The organism is Serratia sp. NA_112.1, from assembly GCF_052691715.1.
Map to the genome: position 1 here is coordinate 133,241 of NZ_JBQZFO010000001.1, position 22,979 is coordinate 156,219.

Consider the following 22,979-nt stretch of genomic DNA (forward strand, 5'->3'; position numbering starts at 1 on the left):
CGATGGCAAGACGCATACTGGTGGTGGAAGACGAAGCGCCGATCCGTGAGATGGTGTGCTTTGTGTTGGAACAGAATGGTTACCAACCGTTGGAAGCTGAGGATTATGACAGCGCAGTGACGCGCCTGTCTGAGCCGTTCCCTGATTTAGTGTTGCTCGACTGGATGTTACCCGGAGGTTCCGGCATTCAGTTTATTAAACATATGAAGCGTGAAGCTATGACCCGCGATATTCCGGTGATGATGCTGACCGCTCGCGGTGAAGAAGAAGACCGTGTCCGTGGCCTGGAAGTTGGGGCGGATGATTACATCACTAAACCTTTCTCGCCGAAGGAGCTGGTGGCGCGCATCAAGGCGGTAATGCGCCGCATTTCACCGATGGCGGTGGAAGAAGTGATTGAAATGCAAGGGCTGAGCCTGGATCCTTCCTCACACCGGGTGATGGCCAACGAGCAGGCGCTGGATATGGGGCCGACCGAGTTCAAATTGCTGCACTTCTTTATGACTCATCCAGAGCGTGTTTATAGCCGCGAACAGTTGCTTAATCACGTCTGGGGCACTAACGTTTATGTGGAAGACCGCACCGTTGACGTGCATATCCGTCGGCTCCGTAAGGCGTTAGAGACCAGTGGTCATGACAAAATGGTTCAAACCGTTCGGGGCACCGGCTACCGATTCTCAACGCGTTATTGATCGCGACGCGCTGGAGAATATGCCGTGCTAGAACGTCTATCCTGGAAGAGGCTGGCCCTGGAGCTGGCCCTTTTCTGCTTGCCTGCCTTACTGCTGGGGCTGATTTTCGGTTATCTGCCTTGGTTGCTACTGGCCGCCGTGCTGGCGGCGCTGGCATGGAATTTCTACAACCAACTCAAACTTTCCCACTGGCTGTGGGTTGACCGCAGCATGACGCCGCCACCCGGGCGCTGGAGCTGGGAACCGCTGTTTTACGGCCTGTATCAGATGCAGCAGCGTAATCGCCGTCGGCGGCGTGAGCTGGCGCTGTTGATCAAACGCTTCCGCAGCGGCGCGGAATCGCTGCCCGATGCGGTAGTGATGACCACCGTCGAAGGCAATATCTTCTGGTGTAACGGTTTGGCGCAGCACCTGCTGGGCTTCCGCTGGCCGGAAGACAATGGTCAGCACATCCTTAACCTGCTGCGTTATCCGGAGTTCAGTCATTATCTGCAACAGCAGGAGTTTTCCCGTCCGTTGACGTTGCAGTTGAACAATGAGCACTACGTCGAATTCCGCGTGATGCCTTATTCCGAAGGGCAATTACTGATGGTAGCGCGTGATGTCACCCAAATGCGCCAGCTGGAAGGCGCGCGACGTAACTTCTTCGCCAACGTCAGCCACGAGCTGCGTACCCCGCTCACGGTGTTGCAGGGCTATCTGGAGATGATGAGCGACGAAGAGTTGGATGGCTCGCTGCGCGGCAAAGCGCTGGGCACCATGCAAGAGCAGACCCGGCGTATGGATGGGCTGGTCAAACAGCTGCTGACGCTATCGCGCATTGAGGCGGCACCTAACGTCGATATGAACGAACGGGTAGATATCCCGCTGATGTTGCGGGTGTTGCAACGCGAAGCGCAGTCGCTGAGCAGCGGCAACCATGAGATTAGCTTCCGGGTGAACGAACAGCTCAAGGTGTTCGGCAACGATGACCAACTGCGCAGCGCGGTATCAAACCTGGTGTACAATGCCGTCAATCACACGCCAAAGGGCACCAATATTGAGGTGAGCTGGCAACAGACGCCAAACGGTGCGCAGTTCCAGGTCAGTGATAATGGGCCGGGCATCGCCGCCGAGCATATTCCGCGCCTGACCGAACGTTTCTATCGTGTCGACAAAGCCCGTTCACGCCAGACTGGCGGCAGTGGGTTGGGGCTGGCGATCGTCAAGCATGCGCTCAGCCACCATGACGCGCGGCTGGAGATCCTCAGTGAGCAGGGCATTGGCACCCGATTCATCTTTACCTTGCCTAACCGGTTGATTGTTCCCGCAGCTTTGTCAGAGAATGCGGTGAAAAATTAACGCGCGAGAGGCTGGTATGATCCGAATGATCCGAGGGCTGTTGCTTTGCCTGGCGCTGCTGGCGAGCCGTGGCGCGTTAGCGCAGCCGGATGGTATGCTGTCCGGCAACCTGTCGAGCGTCGGCTCCGATACGCTGGCGAACCTGATGGCGCTATGGGCACAAGACTTCAGCCAGCATTATCCCAACGTTAATTTGCAGATCCAGGCCGCAGGCTCTTCAACTGCGCCGACCGCTTTGGCTGCGGGGGCCGCGCAATTGGGGCCGATGAGTCGGCCGATGAAGGCGGCGGAAGTGTCGGCATTCGAACACCGCTATGGCTATGCGCCGCTGGCAGTGCCGGTCGCCGTCGATGCGCTGGTGGTGTTGGTCCATCAGGACAACCCGCTACGCGGTCTTAATTTGCAGCAGCTTGACCGAATTTTCTCCGCTACCCTGCGCTGTGGTGAAAACCAGCCGGTGACGCGTTGGGGGGAATTGGGGCTGAAAGGCGATTGGCAGCAGCGTGCGCTGCAACGCTTTGGGCGTAATTCGGCATCCGGCACCTATGGCTATTTCAAACTGCGTGCGCTGTGTGGCGGAGACTTTATGCCACGGGTCAATGAACTGCCCGGTTCTGCCTCGGTGGTGCAGGCGGTGGCCGGTTCGCTGAACAGTATCGGTTACGCCAGCATTGGCTTTCGCGCCAGCGGTGTGCGGCTGTTGCCGCTGGCCGAGTCCGGCGAGAATTATGTTGTCCCCAACGACGTCAACGTGCGCAACGGTAGCTATCCATTGTCGCGCTACCTGTATATTTACATTAACAAAGCGCCCAACCAGCCGTTGGAGCCGCTGACCGCCGCATTTCTCGATCGCGTGCTTTCCGACACCGGGCAAAACCTGGTGAACCATGACGGCTATCTGCCGCTGCCTGCTGCTACTTTGCAGAAAACCCGTCAGGCGTTAGGTCTGCAATAAATTTCCCTCGGGGCGTTGATTTGCCCTCAACATGAATTTCTCATCGCTACCGATGAAAATTCTTCTATTACTGCCCGGCAGTCGCTATGACAGGATACCTTCTATCCATTTAGAAGTCTGGATGTCCATAATGGCCTGGCGTAATAATTCAAACTGTCAATTACTGTGGTAAAGGCCCGATCTTTTACCTGCTTACCGGGAGTCATAATATGTGCGATTGCAACCACGCTTTCACGCTGACGTTGTCGGCAGTCTGTTGCGCCCCGCAGCGCTGAAAACTGCTCGTCAACAGTTTCAACGAGGCGAAATTGACGCTCCTGAACAGGTGAAACAGCGTCTTGAGGAGGCCGCGCAGTTTGTCGACCATAGCCAACTTTGCCTCAGCACCCAGTGCGGTTTTGCCTCGACCGAAGAGGGCAACAGCCTGAGTGAATCACAGCAGTGGAATAAACTGCAAAGCGTGGTGAATATCGTCCGGCAGGTTTGGTAGTAGCGAAAAATTCGTTCAGACCGCGCGAAAACTGGCTGTTTATTGGCGTTTTCGCGCGGTGGTTAACCATAGGATTCACGTTTTGTGAATGCGTTGCTCAAAAATGATACAAATCATGTATTGTATATTTATTGATAGCCACTATGATCGACTGGTGTGGGAAGATTATCTGGTCTATAACTCTGCTTTTTGTCATGCGTCTTGCCTTACAACGCTATAAACGTTTAACTTAGCCCTCGTTGTCGGACTAAACCTCCATTTATAACTCCTAAAACTCTGCCCATCATCATGAGTGGTCACTTTCGAATAAGGACAAAACGCCGGACGTTATGCGTTTTCTGCTCTTATTGGTCTCGCGATGAAATGGCAAGCCGGCAACCGGGTGGTGCATCACGCTACCACCTATTGGGCACTTTTTTTCATTTGAACAGGCAACACGACATCATATGAGTCATCGTTTAACGTCAAAAGATATTATCGCATTGGGTTTTATGACCTTTGCCTTATTCGTCGGCGCCGGGAACATCATTTTCCCGCCGATGGTCGGTTTACAGTCCGGTGAGCACGTCTGGACTGCAGCTATCGGCTTCCTGATCACTGCGGTCGGTCTACCGGTGATGACGGTGATCGCGCTGGCTCGTGTCGGTGGCGGCATTGACGCCCTGAGTACGCCAATTGGACGTCGCGCCGGTCTGCTGCTGGCGACCGTCTGCTATCTGGCCGTCGGCCCGCTATTCGCTACCCCGCGTACCGCGACCGTCTCCTTTGAAGTGGGTATTGCACCGCTGACCGGTGATGGCGCCATGCCGCTGTTTATTTACAGCCTGGTATATTTCGCGCTGGTGATCGGCATCTCTTTGTATCCGGGCCGCTTGCTCGATACCGTCGGCCACGTACTGGCACCGCTGAAAATTGTTGCGCTGGGCGCGCTGGGTATTGCCGCGCTGGCCTGGCCTGCGGGCACGCCAATTCCGGCGACCGAGGTTTATCAGAACGTTCCATTCTCTAGCGGCTTCGTTAACGGCTATCTGACCATGGATACGCTGGGCGCACTGGTCTTCGGCATTGTCATCGTTAACGCCGCGCGTTCCCGTGGTGTGAAGGATGCCAAATTACTGACGCGTTACACCATTCTGGCGGGCCTGATCGCCGGTGTCGGTCTGACGCTGGTTTACCTGAGCCTGTTCAAGCTGGGTTCCGGTAGTGGCGTGCTGGTGCCGGATGCCACTAATGGTGCGGTGATCCTGCATGCCTACGTACAGAATACTTTCGGCGGTCTGGGTAGCTTCTTCCTGGCGGCGCTGATCTTTATCGCCTGTATGGTGACTGCGGTTGGCCTGACCTGCGCCTGTGCTGAGTTCTTTGCCCAATACCTGCCGTTCTCTTACAAGACGCTGGTGTTCATTTTGGGCCTGTTCTCGATGCTGGTTTCCAACCTGGGCCTGAGCCATCTGATCCAGATCTCTATCCCGGTACTGACCGCGATTTATCCGCCATGTATCGTGCTGGTGGTGCTGAGTTTCACTCAGCGCTGGTGGAACAGCGCACCGCGTATCATCGCGCCGGTGATGTTAGTCAGCCTGTTGTTTGGTATCCTTGACGCGGTGAAAGCGTCTACCTTCCAGCATTTCCTGCCGGATTGGACCAATCACCTGCCATTGGCGGTTCAGGGACTGGCATGGTTGCCGCCGTCGCTGCTGATGCTGGTGCTGGTCGCAATTTATGACCGGGTTTGTTCGCGTTCTGAAGTGACCGCGCACTCCTAATTCCCCGGCTAAATTTTGGGCCACGGACTTGTCCGTGGCTTTTTTACGTTTAAAAAACACGGGTTATCTTCATGCAACAACAGTCACCCGCCGCTCCTGCGGCCAATAAGCTGAAACGCGGCCTCAGTACGCGCCACATTCGCTTTATGGCGCTGGGCTCGGCTATCGGCACCGGTCTGTTCTACGGTTCGGCGGACGCCATTAAAATGGCCGGCCCGAGCGTTCTGCTGGCCTACCTGATTGGCGGTATTGTCGCCTTTATCATCATGCGCGCGCTGGGCGAGATGTCGGTCAACAACCCGCAGGCCAGCTCGTTTTCACGTTATGCGCAGGACTATCTTGGCCCGATGGCCGGATATATCACTGGCTGGACTTACTGTTTTGAAATCCTGATCGTTGCGATTGCCGACGTAACGGCGTTCGGTATCTATATGGGGATTTGGTTTCCAGAGGTGCCGCATTGGATTTGGGTGCTGAGCGTGGTGCTGGTGATTGGTGCCATCAACCTGATGAGCGTGAAGGTATTCGGTGAGCTGGAGTTTTGGTTCTCGTTCTTTAAAGTGGCCACCATTATCATCATGATTGCTGCCGGTATCGGTATCATCATCTGGGGGATTGGCAACGGCGGGCAGCCTACCGGTATCCATAACCTGTGGTCTAACGGCGGCTTCTTCAGTAACGGCTTTATTGGCATGATCTTGTCGTTGCAGTTGGTGATGTTTGCCTACGGCGGCATCGAAATTATCGGTATCACCGCCGGTGAAGCCAAAGATCCGAAAAGCTCGATTCCCAAGGCCATCAACTCGGTGCCGTGGCGTATTCTGGTGTTCTACGTCGGTACGCTGTTCGTCATTATGTCGATTTACCCATGGAACCAGGTGGGGACTAATGGCAGCCCGTTCGTGCTGACCTTCCAGCACATGGGCATTACCGTGGCGGCAGGGATCCTTAATTTTGTGGTGATCACCGCGTCGCTGTCAGCGATTAACAGCGATGTGTTTGGCGTTGGCCGCATGCTGCACGGCATGGCTGAACAGGGCCATGCGCCGAAGATATTCAGCAAGGTCTCCAAACGCGGTATTCCGTGGGTTACGGTGGTGGTGATGATGCTGGCGCTGTTGCTGGCGGTGTATCTCAACTACATCATGCCGGAAAACGTGTTCCTGGTGATTGCCTCCCTGGCGACCTTTGCCACCGTGTGGGTGTGGATCATGATCCTGTTCTCGCAGATTGCCTTCCGTCGTAGCCTGAGTAAAGAGCAGGTGAAAAACCTGACCTTCCCGCTGCGCGGCGGCGTATTTACCTCGGTGGTGGCGATCATCTTCCTGGTGTTTATCATCGGTCTGATTGGCTACTTCCCAACCACCCGCGTATCGCTGTATGCCGGTCTGGTCTGGGTAGTGGTGCTCTTGGCGGGGTACTACTTCAAGCTCAACCACCAGAAGAAACTGGCAGCGCTGGTGCAGCAGCAGGACTGAAAATGAAAACACCGGCCATGCGCCGGTGTTTTTTTATCGATTTTCCTCGGGTTCATCGTCGCCGGAGGCGCGAGCCTCAATGCGCGGGCTGCTGTCGCTGAGGCGTTCTTCATTCTCGTCGCCTGCCGCGCGTGCCAGCATCTCGCTGATATCCTGCATGTTACGGCTTAGGGTACTGAGTGCCGGCTGCAAGGTTTGGCTCATACGGCTTTCGTCCAGCGAGGCGTTGTGCAAGCAGCCAATAAACATCAGGGCGGCCAACAAGCTAAACAGCCGGTGGCGTAGTGGTTTCAGCAATCCTCTTTTCCTTCAGCGGGAATCAATCAATGCATTAACGCTGTTTTTATGCTGAAAGAAAAGCGGACTGAGACATCCGTTGCTCCTGGGTTGAGAGTCATTTCAGGCGGAAACAGTTACGTCAGCTTGCGTCAGGAAATCTCTGCCGTTTACCGCATTTGGCTGAGCATGCTGCGCATGTCGTTGCCGGTTGGCGTTTGATGTACCCGCAGGTCGAATTCGTTAATCACCGCCAGAATATGGTCAAAAATATCCGATTGAATACTTTCGTATTCCGCCCAGACTGTGGTGTTGGTGAAGGCATAAATTTCCAACGGCAATCCTTCTGGCAGCGGGGCCAACTGACGCACCATCAGCGTCATATTCTGGTGAATATTTGGGTGGGCGCGCAGGTACGCCACCAGATACGCGCGTAGCGTACCCAGATTGGTCAGGCGTCGTCCGTTGAGTGGGGAACTGAGATCGCCGGCAATCTGCTGGTTATGTTGACTCAACTCCTGTGTTTTATCGTTCAGATAACGTTGCAGCAGCGGATTGCGGTTCAGCCGCTGTTGCTCTTCATCCGACAGGAAATGGACGCTGGTGGTATCGATATTGATACTACGCTTGATGCGGCGTCCGCCGGATTCCGACATGGAACGCCAGTTTTTAAAGGAGTCGGAAATCAGCGCGTAGGTTGGAATGGTGGTGACGGTATTATCCCAGTTACGCACTTTTACCGTGGTCAGGCCGATGTCGGTGACTGCGCCGTCCGCGCCGTACTTCGGCATCTCCAGCCAGTCGCCGATGGTCAGCATATCGTTGGCAGAAAGCTGAATACCGGCCACCAGACCGAGGATCGGATCTTTAAACACCAACATTAGCACGGCGGTCATCGCCCCCAGGCCGCTGAGCAGCAGCAATGGCGACTTGCCCATCAGCAGGGAGACGATCATGATGCCAATCAGAATGGCGGCTATCAGCTTGAGCCCCTGGAAAATACCGCGCAACGGCAACTGGTTTGAAATCGGGCTTTGGCGTAGCATCGCCAACAGCGTATCGAGCAGGGAAAACAACGACAGCAGAGTGAAGCCCATGATCCACACCTGGGCGGCGGTGACGATAACCGCCTGCGTCTGGCCACCGGCGTGTAACCACAGCACCGCCTGCAGATTAATGATCACCCCCTGTAATAACAACGCCATACGCTGAAACAGTTTGTACTGGGTGATTGCCTGCTGCCAGACGCGCTGCGATTGCTGGCCACGGCGCTGGATCGCCTTCAGCACCACGCGGTGCAGCACCAGATGGATTGCCACCGAAATCAGGACGATCAGCCCCAGCACCATCAGCAGAGACATTACCCCACTAAATTCCAGCCCGAACTTCTCCAGCCACAGGGTTATCTGTTGTTGCATTGCCGCTCCTTTAAAAATGTGCAAAAAATATCCGATAGATTCTAAACACGTTAGCCTAATGGCTGCGGGGCGTAATGTGCGTCTTTTTACCCTTTTTTACATAGGGTTGCCGCTGACCGACTATCTCCACCCCCCGACTCCTCCCCGAGTTAACCGGCAAGAGAGGAGGGGGACTGGCACTCAACGTGGCATTGTTCGTGGCATTGAATAACGTCGTCGATTTCGTTTTGTACAGCAGGAGGAAAGTCATGCTTAACGCCTGGCATCAACCGGCCCCACCCTTCGTGGTGAAGAAGGGGCAGCGCTTGGATATCACGCTGTGGTTACAGGGTGATGATTTGCCCGAACGGGTATTTTTACGCGCCGAACCTGATAATGAAGAATGGCTGTTGATCATGAAAACTCAGCAGGTGGAAGGTTTTCACCGCTATCAGGCCAGTTTGACGCTCAATGAAGGTGAGCCAACCCGTCGTTACTGTTTCAAACTGGTTTGGGCCGATCGTCAGCAATGGTTCGGCCCCCAGGGCTGGTCAGTGACACCGCCGGGGCAGTTGACACAGTTTGCGGTCGACGTGCCCGATAGCAGCCCGGCCTGGGTGGCGGATCAGATCTTTTATCAAATTTTCCCCGATCGTTTTGCCAGTAGTGGGGGAGAACACGGCATTCAGAGCGGCAGTTATCGTCATCATGCAGCCGGTTGTGATGTGGTGCGTCAGGATTGGCAACATCCGCTGGAAGACCGGCATGCCGCGTCGACCTTCTATGGTGGTGACCTGGATGGCATCAGCCAAAAGCTGTCTTATTTACACAAGCTGGGGGTGACGGCGCTGTATTTAAACCCGATTTTCACCGCGCCGAGCGTGCATAAATACGATACCGAAGACTATTACCAGGTCGATCCCTACCTCGGTGGTAACGCCGCCCTGCAGCGTTTGCGAGTGAGCACTCACAAGGTTGGGATGAAACTGGTGCTGGACGGGGTGTTTAACCATACCGGGGATTCGCATCCGTGGTTTGACCGCCATCAGCAAGGTGAGAACGGCGCTTGCCATCACCCTGATTCTCCCTATCGCGGCTGGTTTAATTTCTACCCCGATGGTCGGGCGCTCGACTGGAAGGGCAATGCAAGCCTGCCGAAGCTCAATTTCGCCGAGCCGCAGGTGGCCGAGGCGATTTATCGCGGCGACGGTAGCGTGGTGCGTTATTGGCTGCGGCCGCCGTATAGCATTGATGGCTGGCGGCTGGACGTGGTGCATATGCTGGGTGAGAACGGCGGGGCTAACGGTAACTTGCAGCATCTGGCGGGTATTTATCAGGCGGTTAAACAGGAAAATCCGCGGGCTTACGTGCTGGGGGAACATTTTGGCGATGCGCGCCGCTGGCTGCATGCCGGTGTGGAAGATGCCGCGATGAACTATATGGGTTTTGCCCTGCCGGTGCGGGGGTTCCTCGCTGGGCTGGACGTGGCGCACCACCCGGTACAAATGGACGCGGCGGGCTGTGCCCAGTGGATGGATGACTACCGGGCCGGGCTGCCGCATGGTCGTCAGTTGATTCAGTTCAATCAGCTAGACAGCCATGACACTGCACGTTTTCTGACGCTATTACAGGGCAATCAGGCGCGGATGCGCATGGCGGCGGTGTGGCTGATGAGCTGGATCGGCGTGCCCTGCCTGTATTATGGCGATGAGATTGGCCTGGATGGTGCCAACGACCCGTTCTGCCGCAAGCCTTTCCCGTGGGACGAAAACCAGTGGGACCAGAGCCTGTTGGCCCTGTGCCAGCGTATGGCGGCACTGCGTAAACAGAGTCTGGCGCTGCGCCGTGGCGGTTGTCAGGTGTTGTACGCACAAAGTGAGACGTTTGTGTTTGTACGTGTCTATCAACAGGAGCAGGTGCTGGTGGCGTTACAGCGCGGGGGCAGTGGCACAGTGACTTTGCCGCACAGTCCGCTGCTGGCTGCAGGCCAATGGCAACGGTTGGAAGGGGATGGCGAGTTGCATGACGGGCAGAATGCTGTCTCGCTGCAATTAGGCGAGGAATCAGTGACTCTGTGGCGACGAGCCGGTTAGTTCGGTAAAGGGGCCGGAATACCGGCCCCTTACTGGGTTAGTGGGCGTTCACACGCCCAGTCAGATCAATAGCCTACGGCAGAGCCGGCCGGACGACGAACGTCGTTGGCGCCGTACAGGTAGCCTTCACGCACCTTGCCGGAAACCGCGGAGTCATTACCTGAGTTGGCAGGGCTGACGCCGACCGCGCTTGGCAGACCGACCAGGATCAATTCAGCGGCACCCCACGGCGTTTGCTCGACCATCTTGTAACCCATGCCGCTGAGAATTTTCAGCGTATCGGCAGAAACTCCGCGTTGTTCGTAATAAACCTCATCTGGCAACCATTGATGATGGATACGCGGCGCATCGACGGCTTCCTGCGGTGCCATACCGTGGTCGATCACGTTCAGTGCAGTCTGCAGCGTGATAGTGATGATGCGCGATCCGCCCGGCGAGCCGAGAACCATAAAGATTTTATTGTCCTTGGTCACCAGTGTCGGGCTCATCGACGATAGTGGGCGCTTACCGGGGGCAATGCTGTTAGCGGTACCCTGCACCAGGCCATAGAGGTTTTTCTCCCCGACCTTGACGGTGAAGTCATCCATTTCATCGTTGAGGAAGAAGCCGGTGCCCGGTGCGATCACCACCGCGCCAAAGCGGCCGTTAACGGTATAGGTGGTAGAGACGGCGTTGCCATCATGATCGACAATCGAGTAATGGGTGGTTTCCGGCTTCTCGTGGGGTTCCATGCCGGGCTGTACGTTTTCCGACGGTGTAGCTTTGTCAGCGACGATTTTCTTGCGGATTTCTTCGGCATAACTCTTACTGACCAGCCTGTCGATCGGATTCTTGATGAACTCCGGGTCGCCGAGGTAGGTATTACGGTCCACATAGGCGTGGCGCATGGCTTCGGTCATGGTGTGGATGGCCGCCGCCGAGTTAAAGCCCATGCTTTTCAGGTCGTAGCCTTCGACCACGTTAAGGATTTCGCACAGCGTGACGCCACCGGAGCTGGGAGGGGGAGCAGAAACAAATTTATAGCCGCGATAGCTGCAGGTAATCGGCGGGGTTTCGGTAACTTTGTAGTTGGCGAAGTCGGCCGCCGTCAGAATTCCGCCACCCTGTTTGGCTGCTGCCTCGACTGCCTGCGGAATTTTGCCTTTATAGAAGGCATCTGAGCCGTCTTTGGCGATGGCCTCCAACGTATTGGCCAGATCGCTTTGCACCAGGCGATCGCCCGGCTGTAACGGCGTGCCGTCAGGGCGCAGGAAAATCCGCGCGGATTCCGCATCCTGTTTAAAGCGTGCGACGGTGGTATCGAGAATATCGGTATCGGCACGGGTCAGCACAAAGCCCTCACGCGCCAGTTTGATCGCCGGCTCCATCACCTGCTCGCGGCTCAGTTTGCCGTATTTCTTGCGCGCAGTTTCCATGCCCAGCACGGTACCCGGTACCCCTGCGGCCAAATAGCCGTACAGGCTGGCACCTTTCTTCACGTTGCCTGTGGCATCCAGATACATATTGGCGCTGGCCGCTGCCGGCGCGGTTTCGCGGAAGTTGATAAAGGTGTCGGTGCCATCGGCCAGGTGCACCGTCATAAAGCCGCCACCGCCGATGTTACCGCAGCACGGGTTGACCACCGCCTGCGCATAACCCACGGCTACTGCTGCATCGATGGCATTGCCGCCCAGTTTCAGGATATCCACGCCGACCTGCGAGGCCAGATGTTGCGATGTCACTACCATGCCGTTTTTGGCTTCGACCGCCGGATTGGAGGCGGCATACAGGTTGCTGCTGACCAGCAGCGCCGCCAAGGTCAGCGGATTGCTCCATTTTTGTAAAAACATAGTTATTCCCTTCCTTCTTATTGTGTTTGGCTTGCCATGGTTGCTCTGCAAAGAGCGGGCCAGCGTTATTGATACTAACCAGAGTTAATGGATTGTGCGGAAAATAGCCGGGGAAATGTGATCGGAAACAAGTAAATGAAGCACACAATGGGGGCGGTGCGCCCTAAAAAAGGGCAAAAAAAAACCGGCCATGAGGGCCGGTTGATACACTTGCAGGCTGAAATTACAGCTTGGAAGCGTTCTCGGACAGGTATTTAGCCACGCCATCCGGAGATGCGCCCATACCTGCTTTGCCTTTTTCCCACTGAGCCGGGCACACTTCGCCGTGTTGCTCGTGGAATTGCAGCGCGTCAACGGTACGGATCATTTCGTCGATGTTACGGCCGATTGGCAGGTCGTTAACAACCTGAGCACGAACCACGCCGTCTTTGTCGATCAGGAAAGAACCACGCAAGGCAACGCCTGCTTCTGGGTGCTCGATGCCATAAGCTTTCTGAATCTCACGCTTGATGTCAGCAACCATTGCGTATTTCACTTCCCCGATACCGCCATTTTCGACAGGGGTTTTACGCCATGCGTTGTGGACAAATTCTGAGTCGAATGAAACGCCAACCACTTCAACGCCACGCTTCTGGAATTCTTCATAGCGGTGATCGAAAGCGATCAGCTCAGAAGGACATACGAAGGTGAAGTCCATCGGCCAGAAGAACAGTACGGCTGGTTTGCCGTTCAGGTGCTTCTTAAAGTTGAAGTTTTCTACGATTTCGCCATTGCCGAGTACGGCAGCAGCGGTGAAGTCAGGGGCTTGACGAGTTACCAGGACCATAATTACTCCTGTAATAGGTGTTAAGGGGTTGATGTAAAAGCAAGGGCCAGTATAGGGGCCACGACTTGGTGAAGAAAGGGCAAAAGACCAATCAATGAGATAGCTTTCACCTATCAAAGTCGGTTATTAAATTTAGCAGTCTTTAAAAATAACCTTTTCCCATAAAAGGGCAAGACTTAAAACGCAATTTCTTGTAAAGCATAGCATTTTCAAAGGCTTTGGCTTGACCTTACAGCTGCTTGTCTTTGGCCTGCTGCATCATCTGTGGGTAAAACTGCCAGAATTGTGTTTCAAGCTGATGATAGTTGCGCTCCACGTCGGCGAAGGAGCCGGCCAGTGCGGCCAGGCGCGGACGACGGCTGGCCATGCCTGCCAGCACGTTACCGATAAACGGTAGTTCGGCGTAGCGCTCCAGCCAGCGTTCCGGCCATAAATAGCCGTTCAGATTCTGAAAGCGTGGTGGCGTCAGTGGCAAATGCGGCAGGATTTGGCCCTGAGCCTGCTGGGTAAACCCCTGCAGGCTCAGGGAAGGTTCCAGCTGTTGCCAGTGACGTGCCAGGAAGTGATCCCACACTACGTCAAGCGTGATGGGGGCTATGCGTCGATGCTCTTCCGCGAAATAGGCGCGGCAGGCCTTTACCTGCGGCAGGCCGTCGGTCAGCACATCGACGCGACGGTGCATCATAATGCCGGCTACCACGGAGGGATCGTACTCGCCGGCAGGGTTGCCGCGTACGAAGTCAGCCAGCAGATTACCCAGCAACGAGCTTTCCGCCAGTGAGGCTAAATGGAGATGAGCGAGATAATTCATCAGGCAACTATAACGCAACTCATGCAAATCCTCCTTATTTCTTGCCGCTGACCGCCCACAGCTTTAGACTAGGCCGCCTGTTTTTTAATGACCAATCCCATATTGAAGAAGTGAATAGCCATGCGCGTCGCCGATTTTTCGTTTGAACTTCCCGAGTCCTTGATTGCCCACTATCCCCAGCCTGAACGCAGCGGTTGCCGTTTGCTGCAGTTGGATGGGCCTAGCGGGGAGCTTAAGCATGGCGTATTCACCGATCTGCTGGATAACCTGGAAGCTGGCGACCTGCTGGTGTTCAACAATACCCGGGTGATCCCGGCTCGCATGTTTGGCCGCAAGGTCAGCGGCGGCAAGATTGAAGTTCTGGTCGAGCGCGTGCTGGACGACCATCGGGTGCTGGCGCACGTTCGCGCCTCGAAGGCCCCCAAGCCGGGCACCGAACTGCTGCTGGGTGACGACGAAAGCATCGCCGCCACTATGGTAGCGCGCCACGATACGCTGTTCGAACTGCGCTTCAACGACGAGCGGGATGTCTTCACTATCCTTAATGCCGTCGGCCATATGCCGCTGCCGCCGTATATCGATCGTCCGGACGAAGACGCCGACCGTGAGCTTTATCAGACGGTCTACAGCGAGAGACCGGGCGCTGTAGCTGCACCGACCGCCGGGCTGCACTTCGACGAGCCGTTGTTGGCTGCATTGCGCGAGAAGGGTATCGAGATGGCGTTTGTCACCCTGCACGTGGGCGCGGGCACCTTCCAGCCGGTGCGGGTGGAAACCATCGAAGAGCACGTCATGCATGCCGAATACGCAGAAGTGCCGCAGGAGGTGGTTGACGCCGTATTAGCCTGTAAAGCGCGCGGCAAGCGTGTGGTGGCAGTCGGTACCACTTCGGTACGTTCGCTGGAGAGCGCCGCCAACGCCAGCAAAGATGCATTGATTGCGCCGTTCTTCGACGACACCAGCATCTTTATCTTCCCGGGTTACCACTATCAGGTGGTTGACGCACTGGTGACCAATTTCCACCTGCCGGAGTCGACGCTGATTATGCTGGTTTCTGCTTTTGCCGGTTATAAAAACACCATGCATGCCTATCAGCAGGCGGTGGCCGAGCAGTACCGTTTCTTCAGCTACGGCGATGCGATGTTCATCAGTCGTAACCCGCAGGCGGAGCACGAGTCCATCTGCAAATAAATTCCCTGAGTCGCGCAACTGGCGCGGCTCGATGTTAATCACGCCAGACTGTTTCTCTGGCGCTGGAGGCTTTGTGAAGTACGAATTAGACACAACCGATGGCCGCGCTCGCCGTGGCCGCCTGATCTTTGAACGTGGCGTGGTGGAAACCCCAGCCTTTATGCCGGTCGGCACCTACGGCACGGTAAAGGGCATGACGCCGGAAGAAGTGAAAGAGACCGGTGCGCAGATCCTGCTGGGCAACACCTTCCACCTGTGGCTGCGCCCAGGCCAGGAGATCATGAAACTGCATGGTGACTTGCATGATTTCATGCAGTGGCATGGCCCTATCCTCACCGATTCCGGCGGCTTCCAGGTGTTCAGCCTGGGGGCGATGCGCAAGATTAAAGAAGAAGGCGTACATTTCCGTAACCCGATTAACGGCGATAAAGTCTTCCTCAGCCCGGAAAAATCGATGGAAATCCAGTATGACCTGGGTTCCGACATCGTGATGATCTTTGACGAATGTACGCCATACCCGGCAGACTGGGACTACGCCAAGAGCTCGATGGAAATGTCTCTGCGCTGGGCGCAGCGCAGCCGTCAGCGTTTTGACGAACTGAATAACAAGAACGCTTTATTCGGCATTATTCAGGGTGGTGTTTACGAAGATTTACGTGATGTATCAGTAAAAGGGCTGGTGGATATCGGTTTTGATGGTTACGCTGTTGGCGGTTTGGCAGTCGGTGAGCCAAAAGAGGATATGCATCGCATTCTCGAACATGTTTGCCCGCAAATTCCGGAAGATAAGCCACGTTACCTGATGGGCGTTGGCAAACCGGAAGATCTGGTAGAAGGCGTGCGTCGCGGTATCGATATGTTCGACTGCGTGATGCCAACGCGTAATGCCCGTAACGGCCATCTGTTCGTGACTGACGGTGTGGTAAAAATCCGTAATGCCAAGCACAAGGATGATACTTCTCCGCTGGATAAAGACTGTGATTGCTACACGTGTCGCAATTACAGCCGCGCCTACTTGCATCATCTCGATCGTTGCAACGAAATACTGGGTGCCCGATTGAACACCATTCATAACCTGCGTCACTACCAACGCCTGATGGCGGGTTTACGCGAGGCCATTGAACAGGGTAAATTAGAGCTGTTTGTTGCGGATTTCTACGGTCGGATCGGTAAACCGGTTCCACCTTTAAACGCTTGAATTAATAATTGATAACTTAATGAGGGAATTTCAATGAGCTTTTTCATTTCTGACGCCGTCGCATCCGCAGGAGCTCCGTCTCAGGGAAGCCCGTACTCTCTGATCATTATGCTGGTAGTTTTTGGCCTGATTTTCTATTTCATGATCCTGCGTCCACAGCAGAAACGCGCTAAAGAGCACAAGAAACTGATGGACTCGATCGGCAAGGGTGATGAAGTGCTGACCACCGGTGGCCTGATCGGCCGCGTGACCAAAGTGGCTGACACCGGCATCATCGCTATTGCGCTGAACGACACCACGGAAGTGATGATCAAGCGTGACTTCGTGGCGGCCGTTCTGCCGAAAGGTACCATGAAGGCCCTGTAATTTTGTTTTCCCGAAGGGAATTGCCGTGCTAAACCGTTATCCTTTGTGGAAGTATCTGATGCTGATCGTCGTGATCATCGTCGGTCTGCTTTATGCGCTTCCCAACCTCTATGGTGAGGATCCGGCTGTACAGATCACTGGCGCGCGCGGTGTCGCCGCCAGTGAAACTACGCTGGACCAAGTCCGTACCGTATTAGAAAAAGACAAGATCGCGAGCAAGTCGATTGCGCTGGAAAATGGCGCCATCCTGGCTCGCTTTAGCAATCCTGATATTCAGCTGCGCGCCCGTGAAGCCTTGATGGCGGAGCTGGGCGACAAGTTCGTGGTGGCACTGAACCTGGCTCCGGCAACGCCGGCCTGGTTGGCCATGCTGGGCGCAGAACCGATGAAACTCGGTCTGGACCTGCGTGGCGGTGTGCACTTCCTGATGGAAGTGGACATGGACACTGCGCTGAGCAAGCTGCAGGAGCAGACCATGGACACCCTGCGCAGCGAGCTGCGTGAAAAGGGCATTCCTTATGCGTCTATCCGCAAACTGGACAACAACGGCGTGGAAGTACGTTTCCGTGACGATGCTGCCCGCGATCAGGCCATCAGCTACCTTGGCCCGCGTCAACGCGACATGGTGTTCTCTGCCAACGGCATCAATACTCTGAAAGCCAACCTGACAGATGCCCGTCTGAGTGAAGCGCGTGAGTATGCGGTGCAGCAGAACATCACTATCCTGCGTAACCGTGTTAACCAGCTCGGCGTTGCCGAACCGCTGGTACAACGCCAGGGTTCTGACCGTATCGTGGTCGAACTGCCGGGTATTCAGGACACCGCTCGCGCCAAAGAGATCCTGGGGGCTACTGCAACACTGGAATTCCGTCTGGTTAACACCAACGCGGATGCCACTGCGGCAGCCAACGGCCGCGTGCCGGGTGACTCCGAGGTAAAAGACACTCGTGAAGGCCAGCCGGTTGTGCTGTACAAGCGCGTGATCCTGACCGGTGACCACATCACCGACTCCACCTCCAGCACCGACGAATACAACCAGCCGCAGGTTAATATCTCGCTGGACAGTGCCGGCGGTACTGCTATGTCCAACTTCACCAAGGACAATATCGGCAAGCCGATGGCGACCCTGTTTGTGGAATATAAGGACAGCGGCAAGAAAGACGCTAACGGTCGTGCAGTCCTGGTGAAACAGGAAGAAGTGATCAACGTGGCGAACATTCAGTCGCGTCTGGGCAACAGCTTCCGTATTACCGGTATCGGCAACCCGAACGAAGCACGCCAGCTTTCGCTGCTGCTGCGGGCCGGTGCGCTGATTGCGCCTATCCAGATTGTGGAAGAGCGTACAATCGGTCCGACCCTGGGGCAACAGAACATCACCCAAGGTCTGGAAGCCTGCTTGTGGGGCTTGGTGGCATCCATCGTGTTTATGGTGGTTTGGTACCGTAAGTTCGGCATGATCGCCACCACGGCGCTGGTCGCCAACCTGGTGCTGATTGTCGGCGTGATGTCCCTGTTGCCGGGGGCGACGCTGACCATGCCGGGGATTGCCGGTATCGTGCTGACGCTGGCGGTGGCAGTCGACGCCAACGTACTGATTAACGAACGTATCAAGGAAGAGCTGAAGAACGGACGTTCCGTTCAGCAGGCGATCCATGAGGGCTATAAAGGCGCGTTCTCCAGTATCGTTGACGCCAACATCACTACCCTGATCACCGCGATTATTCTGTACGCAGTGGGCACCGGTTCGATCAAAGGCTTTGCGATTACCACCGCAATCGGTGTGGCGACGTCCATGTTCACCGCGATTGTCGGTACCCGTGCCATCGTCAATCTGCTTTACGGCGGCAAACGCATTAACAAGCTGTCTATCTGAGGAGTGCGTTGTGGCACAGGATTATACTGTTGAACAACTCAACTACGGCCGTAAAGTCTATGACTTTATGCGCTGGGATTACGTGGCCTTCGGCATCTCGCTGGTGCTGCTGATCGCGTCAATCGCCATTATGTCGGTGCGTGGTTTTAACTGGGGTCTGGATTTCACCGGCGGTACCGTCATTGAAATCAGCTTGGAACAACCGGCCAACCTCGACCTGATGCGCGATACGCTGGAAAAAGCCGGGTTCCAGGACCCGGTTATTCAGAACTTTGGCAGCAGCCGTGACGTGATGGTGCGTATGCCACCGGCGATCGGCACCGCAGGCCAGGAACTGGGTAACAAAGTGATCGGCGTGATCAACGACTCGGTTGATAAAAACGCCACGGTGAAGAGGATTGAGTTCGTCGGCCCGAGCGTGGGCACCGAACTGGCGCAAAACGGCGGCATGGCGCTGCTGGTCGCGTTGATCTGTATTCTGATTTACGTCGGTTTCCGCTTCGAATGGCGCTTGGCACTGGGAGCGGTTATCGCGTTGGCGCACGACGTGGTCATCACCTTGGGTGTGCTGTCGTTGTTCCATATCGAGATTGACCTGACCATCGTCGCATCCTTGATGTCGGTTATCGGTTACTCGTTGAACGACAGCATCGTGGTTTCCGACCGTATTCGTGAGAACTTCCGCAAGATCCGCCGCGGCACGCCTTACGAAATCATGAACGTGTCGTTGACTCAGACGCTGAGCCGTACCTTGATGACTTCCGGTACCACCTTGATGGTGGTTCTGATGCTGTACATTTTCGGCGGCGCGATGCTGCACGGCTTCTCTCTGGCTATGCTGATTGGTGTGTCTATCGGTACCGTATCCTCTATCTACGTGGCGTCCGCGCTGGCGTTGAAGCTGGGTATGAAACGCGAACACATGCTGCAGCAGAAAGTGGAAAAAGAGGGCGCAGATCAGCCTTCGATTATGCCGTAATTCACGGTATTTTCAGCGAAGTGAAAAGGAGCGCCGGTTGGCGCTCCTTTTTTTTTCCTAGTGGCTCAATGTTGCTGGACCACTGCCGGTTGGGCGGTTGGGACAATGCTGTGCAGCCGCACAAAGCCCAGTTGATCCGGTGTCAGACCGCTGAAGCGCAGCTCAAAACTGTATTCCGTTTTGGGCAGTAGCGAGTCCGTACTGGCAATGGGTTGCGAAAGTGCTTCAGCCGTCAGCGGTTTGCCGGTAGTCGCATCCAGCGGGCCCCATTCCACCATGGCCTTGAATGCCGGCAGGGAGGCCTGCGAAAGCGTGCGAACGTGCAGCATGGCCTGGGTGCCGTTAGCCTCGCTTTTCACGTGGCTGAGTGACACGCTCAACTCACCGAGGCTGCTGTGCAGGCGGGCACCGTTATTGGCCGCCGGCAGCAGATAGACGCCGCTGGTGGAGTTCTGATTCAGCTGGTTTTGCTGTTCCAACGCGGTGGCCTGATTAGTCAGGGTGGTTAATTTCTGATTCAGTTCAACCACCTGATTACGCAATTTGGGTACTTCGCGAGTTTGCGCGCAGCCTGCCAACAGCACCAGTGTGCAGAGCAGGAAAATCTTTGGGTAACGGGTTGTCATAGCGGGGATTTCCTATTCAACTTCTCCTGTTATCAGCTTAGTCCGCCTGTTGGGGAAAGTCATGTTCATTGCCCTTCTGGGGCGTCGTTCAGAGGGGCGGTCCGCAACAAATAGCCGACGGCCTTTGTTGTAATCGCACTTCGGGGTAAACTGTTCTTAACTATAAAAACGTTTATCAGGACGTGTTATGCATTGCCCTTTCTGCGCTGCCGTTGATACCAAAGTCATTGATTCCCGCCTGGTGGGTGATGGTTCGCAGGTGCGCCGTCGCCGCCAATGTTTGGTTTGTAATGAACGTTTCACCACCTTCGAAGTGGCTGAACTGGTGATGCCACGGGTAATCAAAAGCGATGAGGTGCGTGAGCCATTCAACGAAGACAAGCTGCGTCGCGGCATGCTGAAGGCATTGGAAAAACGCCCAGTCAGCTCTGACGACGTGGAAAACGCGATCAACCACATCAAATCCCAGCTGCGCGCCACCGGCGAGCGCGAAGTCCCGACCAAACTGGTTGGTAACCTAGTGATGGACGCGCTGAAAAAGTTGGATAAAGTGGCCTATATTCGCTTTGCCTCTGTTTACCGCAGTTTTGAAGATATCCGCGAATTCGGCGAAGAGATCGCCCGTCTGCAGGACTAAAGGGGCTTTGATGCATAACGACGAATTTTATATGGCTCGCGCCTTTGAGCTGGCGCGACTGGGGCGTTTTACTACTGCCCCGAATCCGAATGTCGGCTGCGTTATCGTGCGCGACGGCGAAATCGTCGGTGAGGGTTACCATCTGCGTGCCGGTGAACCGCATGCGGAAGTCCATGCGCTGCGCATGGCGGGCGAAAAGGCGCGTGGCGCCACCGCTTATGTCACGCTGGAACCCTGTAGTCATCACGGCCGTACGCCGCCCTGTGCCGATGCGCTGGTCGCCGCCGGCGTAGCCCGGGTGGTTGCGGCGATGCAGGATCCCAATCCTGAGGTCGCCGGTCGCGGCCTGTACAAACTGCAGCAGGCGGGATTGGATGTACGCCACGGTTTGATGCTGAGCGATGCCGAAGCGGTGAATCTGGGCTTCCTCAAGCGGATGCGCACCGGCTTTCCTTATGTGCAACTGAAGCTGGGGGCCTCACTCGATGGCCGCACCGCGATGGCTTCCGGTGAAAGCCAATGGATCACCTCACCGCAGGCGCGTCAGGATGTTCAGCGTCTGCGGGCGCAAAGCGCCGCTATTCTCAGCACCAGTGCCACCGTGTTGGCTGACGATCCGTCACTGACGGTGCGCTGGGATGAGCTGGACGCTGAGACGCAAAGCATTTACCCGCGTGAAAACCTGCGTCAACCGCTGCGCATTATTCTGGATAGCCAAAATCGTGTCACTCCACAGCATCGGGTGGTACAACAGCCGGGTCAAACCTGGCTGGCGCGCCTGCAGCAGGATGAGCAAATTTGGCCGCAGGGTGTTGAGCAACTGAACTTCCCGGCGCACGGCGGTGGCATTGATCTGGTGGTAATGATGATGCAACTGGCGAAACGCCAGGTGAATTCCATCTGGGTCGAAGCCGGCGCGCAGCTGGCCGGTGCCTTGTTGCAGGCCGGGCTGGTCGATGAGCTCATTTTGTACATCGCGCCAAAACTGTTGGGTGATAATGGCCGCGGTTTGTGTCATTTGCCGGGCCTTGAACACCTGACCAATGCACCGGAATTTGTCTTTAGCGAAGTGCGGCAAATCGGCCCTGATTTACGGCTGCGACTGAAAGCAAAATACTGATTTTAAAACCTGCGTGCCGGGTCGGCTGTCGTTTTACAAAACCGCCCGCGCAGGCAGATAAAGAATGTGATAGAATCCGCCCCCCTGCGGGGTATTGAACCCATTTTTAAGGAAAGCCCATGAAAGTTATCGAAGGTGTTGTTGCTACTCCAAATGCCCGTGTGGCGATTGCAATTGCACGTTTTAACAATTTCATCAATGACAGCCTGCTGCAAGGTGCTATCGACGCACTCAAGCGCATTGGCCAGGTTGCTGACGACAACATCACCGTTGTCTGGGTCCCGGGCGCTTACGAGTTGCCGCTGACTGCACGCGTGCTGGCTAACACCGGCAAATACGATGCAGTCATCGCACTGGGCACCGTTATCCGTGGGGGCACCGCGCACTTCGAATATGTCGCGGGCGAAGCCAGCTCCGGCCTGGGCAGTGTTTCAATGAACACTGAAATCCCAGTTGCCTTTGGCGTGCTGACGACCGAAAGCATCGAACAGGCTATCGAGCGTGCCGGCACCAAAGCGGGCAACAAGGGCGCTGAAGCGGCTCTGACCGCACTTGAAATGATTAATGTTATCAAAGCTATTAAAGCCTGAATTTAGTTAAGGGGAATTCCGTGAAACCTGCTGCTCGTCGCCGCGCTCGTGAGTGCGCTGTTCAAGCGCTTTACTCTTGGCAGTTGTCTAAAAATGACATTGCCGATGTTGAACACCAGTTCCTGTCGGAGCAAGATGTCAAAGATGTAGACATCGTCTATTTTCGGGAGCTGCTGTCCGGCGTGGCGGTGAATGCAGGTCTGCTGGATAGCCTGATGGCACCTGTCCTGTCGCGTCAGCTCGAAGAGCTGGGCCAGGTAGAAAGAGCCGTTCTGCGTATTGCGCTGTATGAGCTGAAAATGCGTGAGGATGTGCCTTACAAGGTGGCAATCAATGAGGCGATCGAGCTGGCGAAAACCTTCGGCGCTGAAGACAGCCACAAGTTTGTGAATGGCGTGCTGGATAAAGTGGCACCAAGCATTCGCAAGAAAAAATAAAAAATTAA

21 protein-coding genes and 1 pseudogene are annotated in these 22,979 nt (G+C 55.6%); 16 read left to right on the forward strand and 6 right to left on the reverse strand.

The window, feature by feature from the left end:
* Window positions 1-2: 2 nt before the first annotated feature.
* The 6 genes and pseudogenes from phoB (at window position 3) to proY (ending at window position 6,722) form a co-directional block, all read left to right on the forward strand.
* Entirely contained in the window at window positions 3-692 is a 690-nt protein-coding gene (phoB, locus tag ACUTQ5_RS00695; RefSeq protein WP_012005482.1) for a phosphate response regulator transcription factor PhoB, read from the forward strand.
* A gap of 24 nt (window positions 693-716) precedes the next feature.
* A complete protein-coding gene (phoR, locus tag ACUTQ5_RS00700; protein WP_445649680.1) occupies window positions 717-2,033 on the forward strand; it encodes a phosphate regulon sensor histidine kinase PhoR in 1,317 nt (438 codons plus the stop codon).
* A 16-nt stretch (window positions 2,034-2,049) separates the two neighbouring features.
* The gene (locus ACUTQ5_RS00705; RefSeq protein WP_445649681.1) at window positions 2,050-2,988 is read left to right on the forward strand and encodes a PstS family phosphate ABC transporter substrate-binding protein; all 939 of its coding nucleotides are present in this window, start codon (window positions 2,050-2,052) and stop codon (window positions 2,986-2,988) included.
* 301 nt (window positions 2,989-3,289) lie between these two features.
* Window positions 3,290-3,478 (forward strand): annotated as a pseudogene (locus ACUTQ5_RS00710) (5-methyltetrahydropteroyltriglutamate--homocysteine S-methyltransferase); the annotation flags it as partial.
* Between the two features lie 446 nt (window positions 3,479-3,924).
* Window positions 3,925-5,244 carry a branched-chain amino acid transport system II carrier protein gene (gene brnQ, locus ACUTQ5_RS00715; protein ID WP_445649682.1) on the forward strand — a complete coding sequence of 440 codons (1,320 nt, stop codon included), beginning with the start codon at window positions 3,925-3,927 and terminating at the stop codon, window positions 5,242-5,244.
* A 71-nt stretch (window positions 5,245-5,315) separates the two neighbouring features.
* A complete protein-coding gene (proY, locus tag ACUTQ5_RS00720) occupies window positions 5,316-6,722 on the forward strand; it encodes a proline-specific permease ProY (RefSeq protein ID WP_445649683.1) in 1,407 nt (468 codons plus the stop codon).
* Between the two features lie 33 nt (window positions 6,723-6,755).
* Here the strand turns inward: proY and ACUTQ5_RS00725 are convergent, their stop codons facing one another.
* A complete protein-coding gene (locus tag ACUTQ5_RS00725; protein WP_445649684.1) occupies window positions 6,756-7,019 on the reverse strand; it encodes a hypothetical protein in 264 nt (87 codons plus the stop codon).
* A 149-nt stretch (window positions 7,020-7,168) separates the two neighbouring features.
* Window positions 7,169-8,416 (reverse strand): mechanosensitive ion channel family protein, encoded by a 1,248-nt coding sequence (locus ACUTQ5_RS00730; RefSeq protein WP_445649685.1) that lies wholly within the window; start codon window positions 8,414-8,416, stop codon window positions 7,169-7,171.
* 248 nt (window positions 8,417-8,664) lie between these two features.
* Between ACUTQ5_RS00730 and malZ the strand changes: the two genes are divergently transcribed.
* Window positions 8,665-10,488 (forward strand): maltodextrin glucosidase, encoded by a 1,824-nt coding sequence (gene malZ, locus ACUTQ5_RS00735; protein WP_445649686.1) that lies wholly within the window; start codon window positions 8,665-8,667, stop codon window positions 10,486-10,488.
* A gap of 65 nt (window positions 10,489-10,553) precedes the next feature.
* On the opposite strand, the gene ggt is transcribed toward malZ, so the two are convergent.
* The 3 genes from ggt to ACUTQ5_RS00750 all read right to left on the reverse strand — a co-directional run bounded on the left by ggt (window position 10,554) and on the right by ACUTQ5_RS00750 (window position 13,954).
* Window positions 10,554-12,317 (reverse strand): gamma-glutamyltransferase, encoded by a 1,764-nt coding sequence (ggt, locus tag ACUTQ5_RS00740; RefSeq protein ID WP_445649687.1) that lies wholly within the window; start codon window positions 12,315-12,317, stop codon window positions 10,554-10,556.
* A 223-nt stretch (window positions 12,318-12,540) separates the two neighbouring features.
* Window positions 12,541-13,143: a peroxiredoxin C gene (locus tag ACUTQ5_RS00745; RefSeq protein WP_020825459.1), complete on the reverse strand. Its 603-nt coding sequence runs from the start codon at window positions 13,141-13,143 to the stop codon at window positions 12,541-12,543.
* Window positions 13,144-13,372: 229 nt separating this feature from the next.
* Window positions 13,373-13,954 carry an ACP phosphodiesterase gene (locus ACUTQ5_RS00750; protein WP_445649688.1) on the reverse strand — a complete coding sequence of 194 codons (582 nt, stop codon included), beginning with the start codon at window positions 13,952-13,954 and terminating at the stop codon, window positions 13,373-13,375.
* 120 nt (window positions 13,955-14,074) lie between these two features.
* Here ACUTQ5_RS00750 and queA point away from each other — a divergent pair, with 120 nt between their 5' ends.
* The 5 genes from queA (at window position 14,075) to secF (ending at window position 19,561) form a co-directional block, all read left to right on the forward strand.
* On the forward strand, window positions 14,075-15,145 hold the full coding sequence (gene queA / locus ACUTQ5_RS00755) for a tRNA preQ1(34) S-adenosylmethionine ribosyltransferase-isomerase QueA (RefSeq protein WP_445649689.1): 1,071 nt from the start codon (window positions 14,075-14,077) through the stop codon (window positions 15,143-15,145).
* A 73-nt stretch (window positions 15,146-15,218) separates the two neighbouring features.
* Window positions 15,219-16,343, forward strand: a complete 1,125-nt coding sequence (gene tgt, locus ACUTQ5_RS00760) for a tRNA guanosine(34) transglycosylase Tgt (protein WP_012005502.1) — start codon at window positions 15,219-15,221, stop codon at window positions 16,341-16,343.
* Between the two features lie 33 nt (window positions 16,344-16,376).
* On the forward strand, window positions 16,377-16,709 hold the full coding sequence (yajC, locus tag ACUTQ5_RS00765) for a preprotein translocase subunit YajC (RefSeq protein WP_012005503.1): 333 nt from the start codon (window positions 16,377-16,379) through the stop codon (window positions 16,707-16,709).
* A 25-nt stretch (window positions 16,710-16,734) separates the two neighbouring features.
* The gene (secD, locus tag ACUTQ5_RS00770; protein ID WP_445649690.1) at window positions 16,735-18,582 is read left to right on the forward strand and encodes a protein translocase subunit SecD; all 1,848 of its coding nucleotides are present in this window, start codon (window positions 16,735-16,737) and stop codon (window positions 18,580-18,582) included.
* Window positions 18,583-18,592: 10 nt separating this feature from the next.
* Complete coding sequence (gene secF, locus ACUTQ5_RS00775; protein WP_445649691.1) at window positions 18,593-19,561, forward strand: protein translocase subunit SecF; 969 nt, start codon at window positions 18,593-18,595, stop codon at window positions 19,559-19,561.
* Between the two features lie 65 nt (window positions 19,562-19,626).
* Here secF and ACUTQ5_RS00780 read toward each other — a convergent pair whose 3' ends face one another.
* Window positions 19,627-20,187: a DUF3251 domain-containing protein gene (locus ACUTQ5_RS00780; RefSeq protein WP_445649692.1), complete on the reverse strand. Its 561-nt coding sequence runs from the start codon at window positions 20,185-20,187 to the stop codon at window positions 19,627-19,629.
* Window positions 20,188-20,374: 187 nt separating this feature from the next.
* Here ACUTQ5_RS00780 and nrdR point away from each other — a divergent pair, with 187 nt between their 5' ends.
* The 4 genes from nrdR (at window position 20,375) to nusB (ending at window position 22,971) form a co-directional block, all read left to right on the forward strand.
* Window positions 20,375-20,824, forward strand: coding sequence for a transcriptional regulator NrdR (nrdR, locus tag ACUTQ5_RS00785; RefSeq protein WP_004949256.1), 450 nt, complete (start codon window positions 20,375-20,377; stop codon window positions 20,822-20,824).
* A 10-nt stretch (window positions 20,825-20,834) separates the two neighbouring features.
* Window positions 20,835-21,944, forward strand: coding sequence for a bifunctional diaminohydroxyphosphoribosylaminopyrimidine deaminase/5-amino-6-(5-phosphoribosylamino)uracil reductase RibD (gene ribD / locus ACUTQ5_RS00790; protein ID WP_445649693.1), 1,110 nt, complete (start codon window positions 20,835-20,837; stop codon window positions 21,942-21,944).
* A 119-nt stretch (window positions 21,945-22,063) separates the two neighbouring features.
* A complete protein-coding gene (gene ribH, locus ACUTQ5_RS00795) occupies window positions 22,064-22,534 on the forward strand; it encodes a 6,7-dimethyl-8-ribityllumazine synthase (RefSeq protein ID WP_037424293.1) in 471 nt (156 codons plus the stop codon).
* 20 nt (window positions 22,535-22,554) lie between these two features.
* Entirely contained in the window at window positions 22,555-22,971 is a 417-nt protein-coding gene (gene nusB / locus ACUTQ5_RS00800; RefSeq protein WP_012005514.1) for a transcription antitermination factor NusB, read from the forward strand.
* Window positions 22,972-22,979 lie beyond the last annotated feature (8 nt).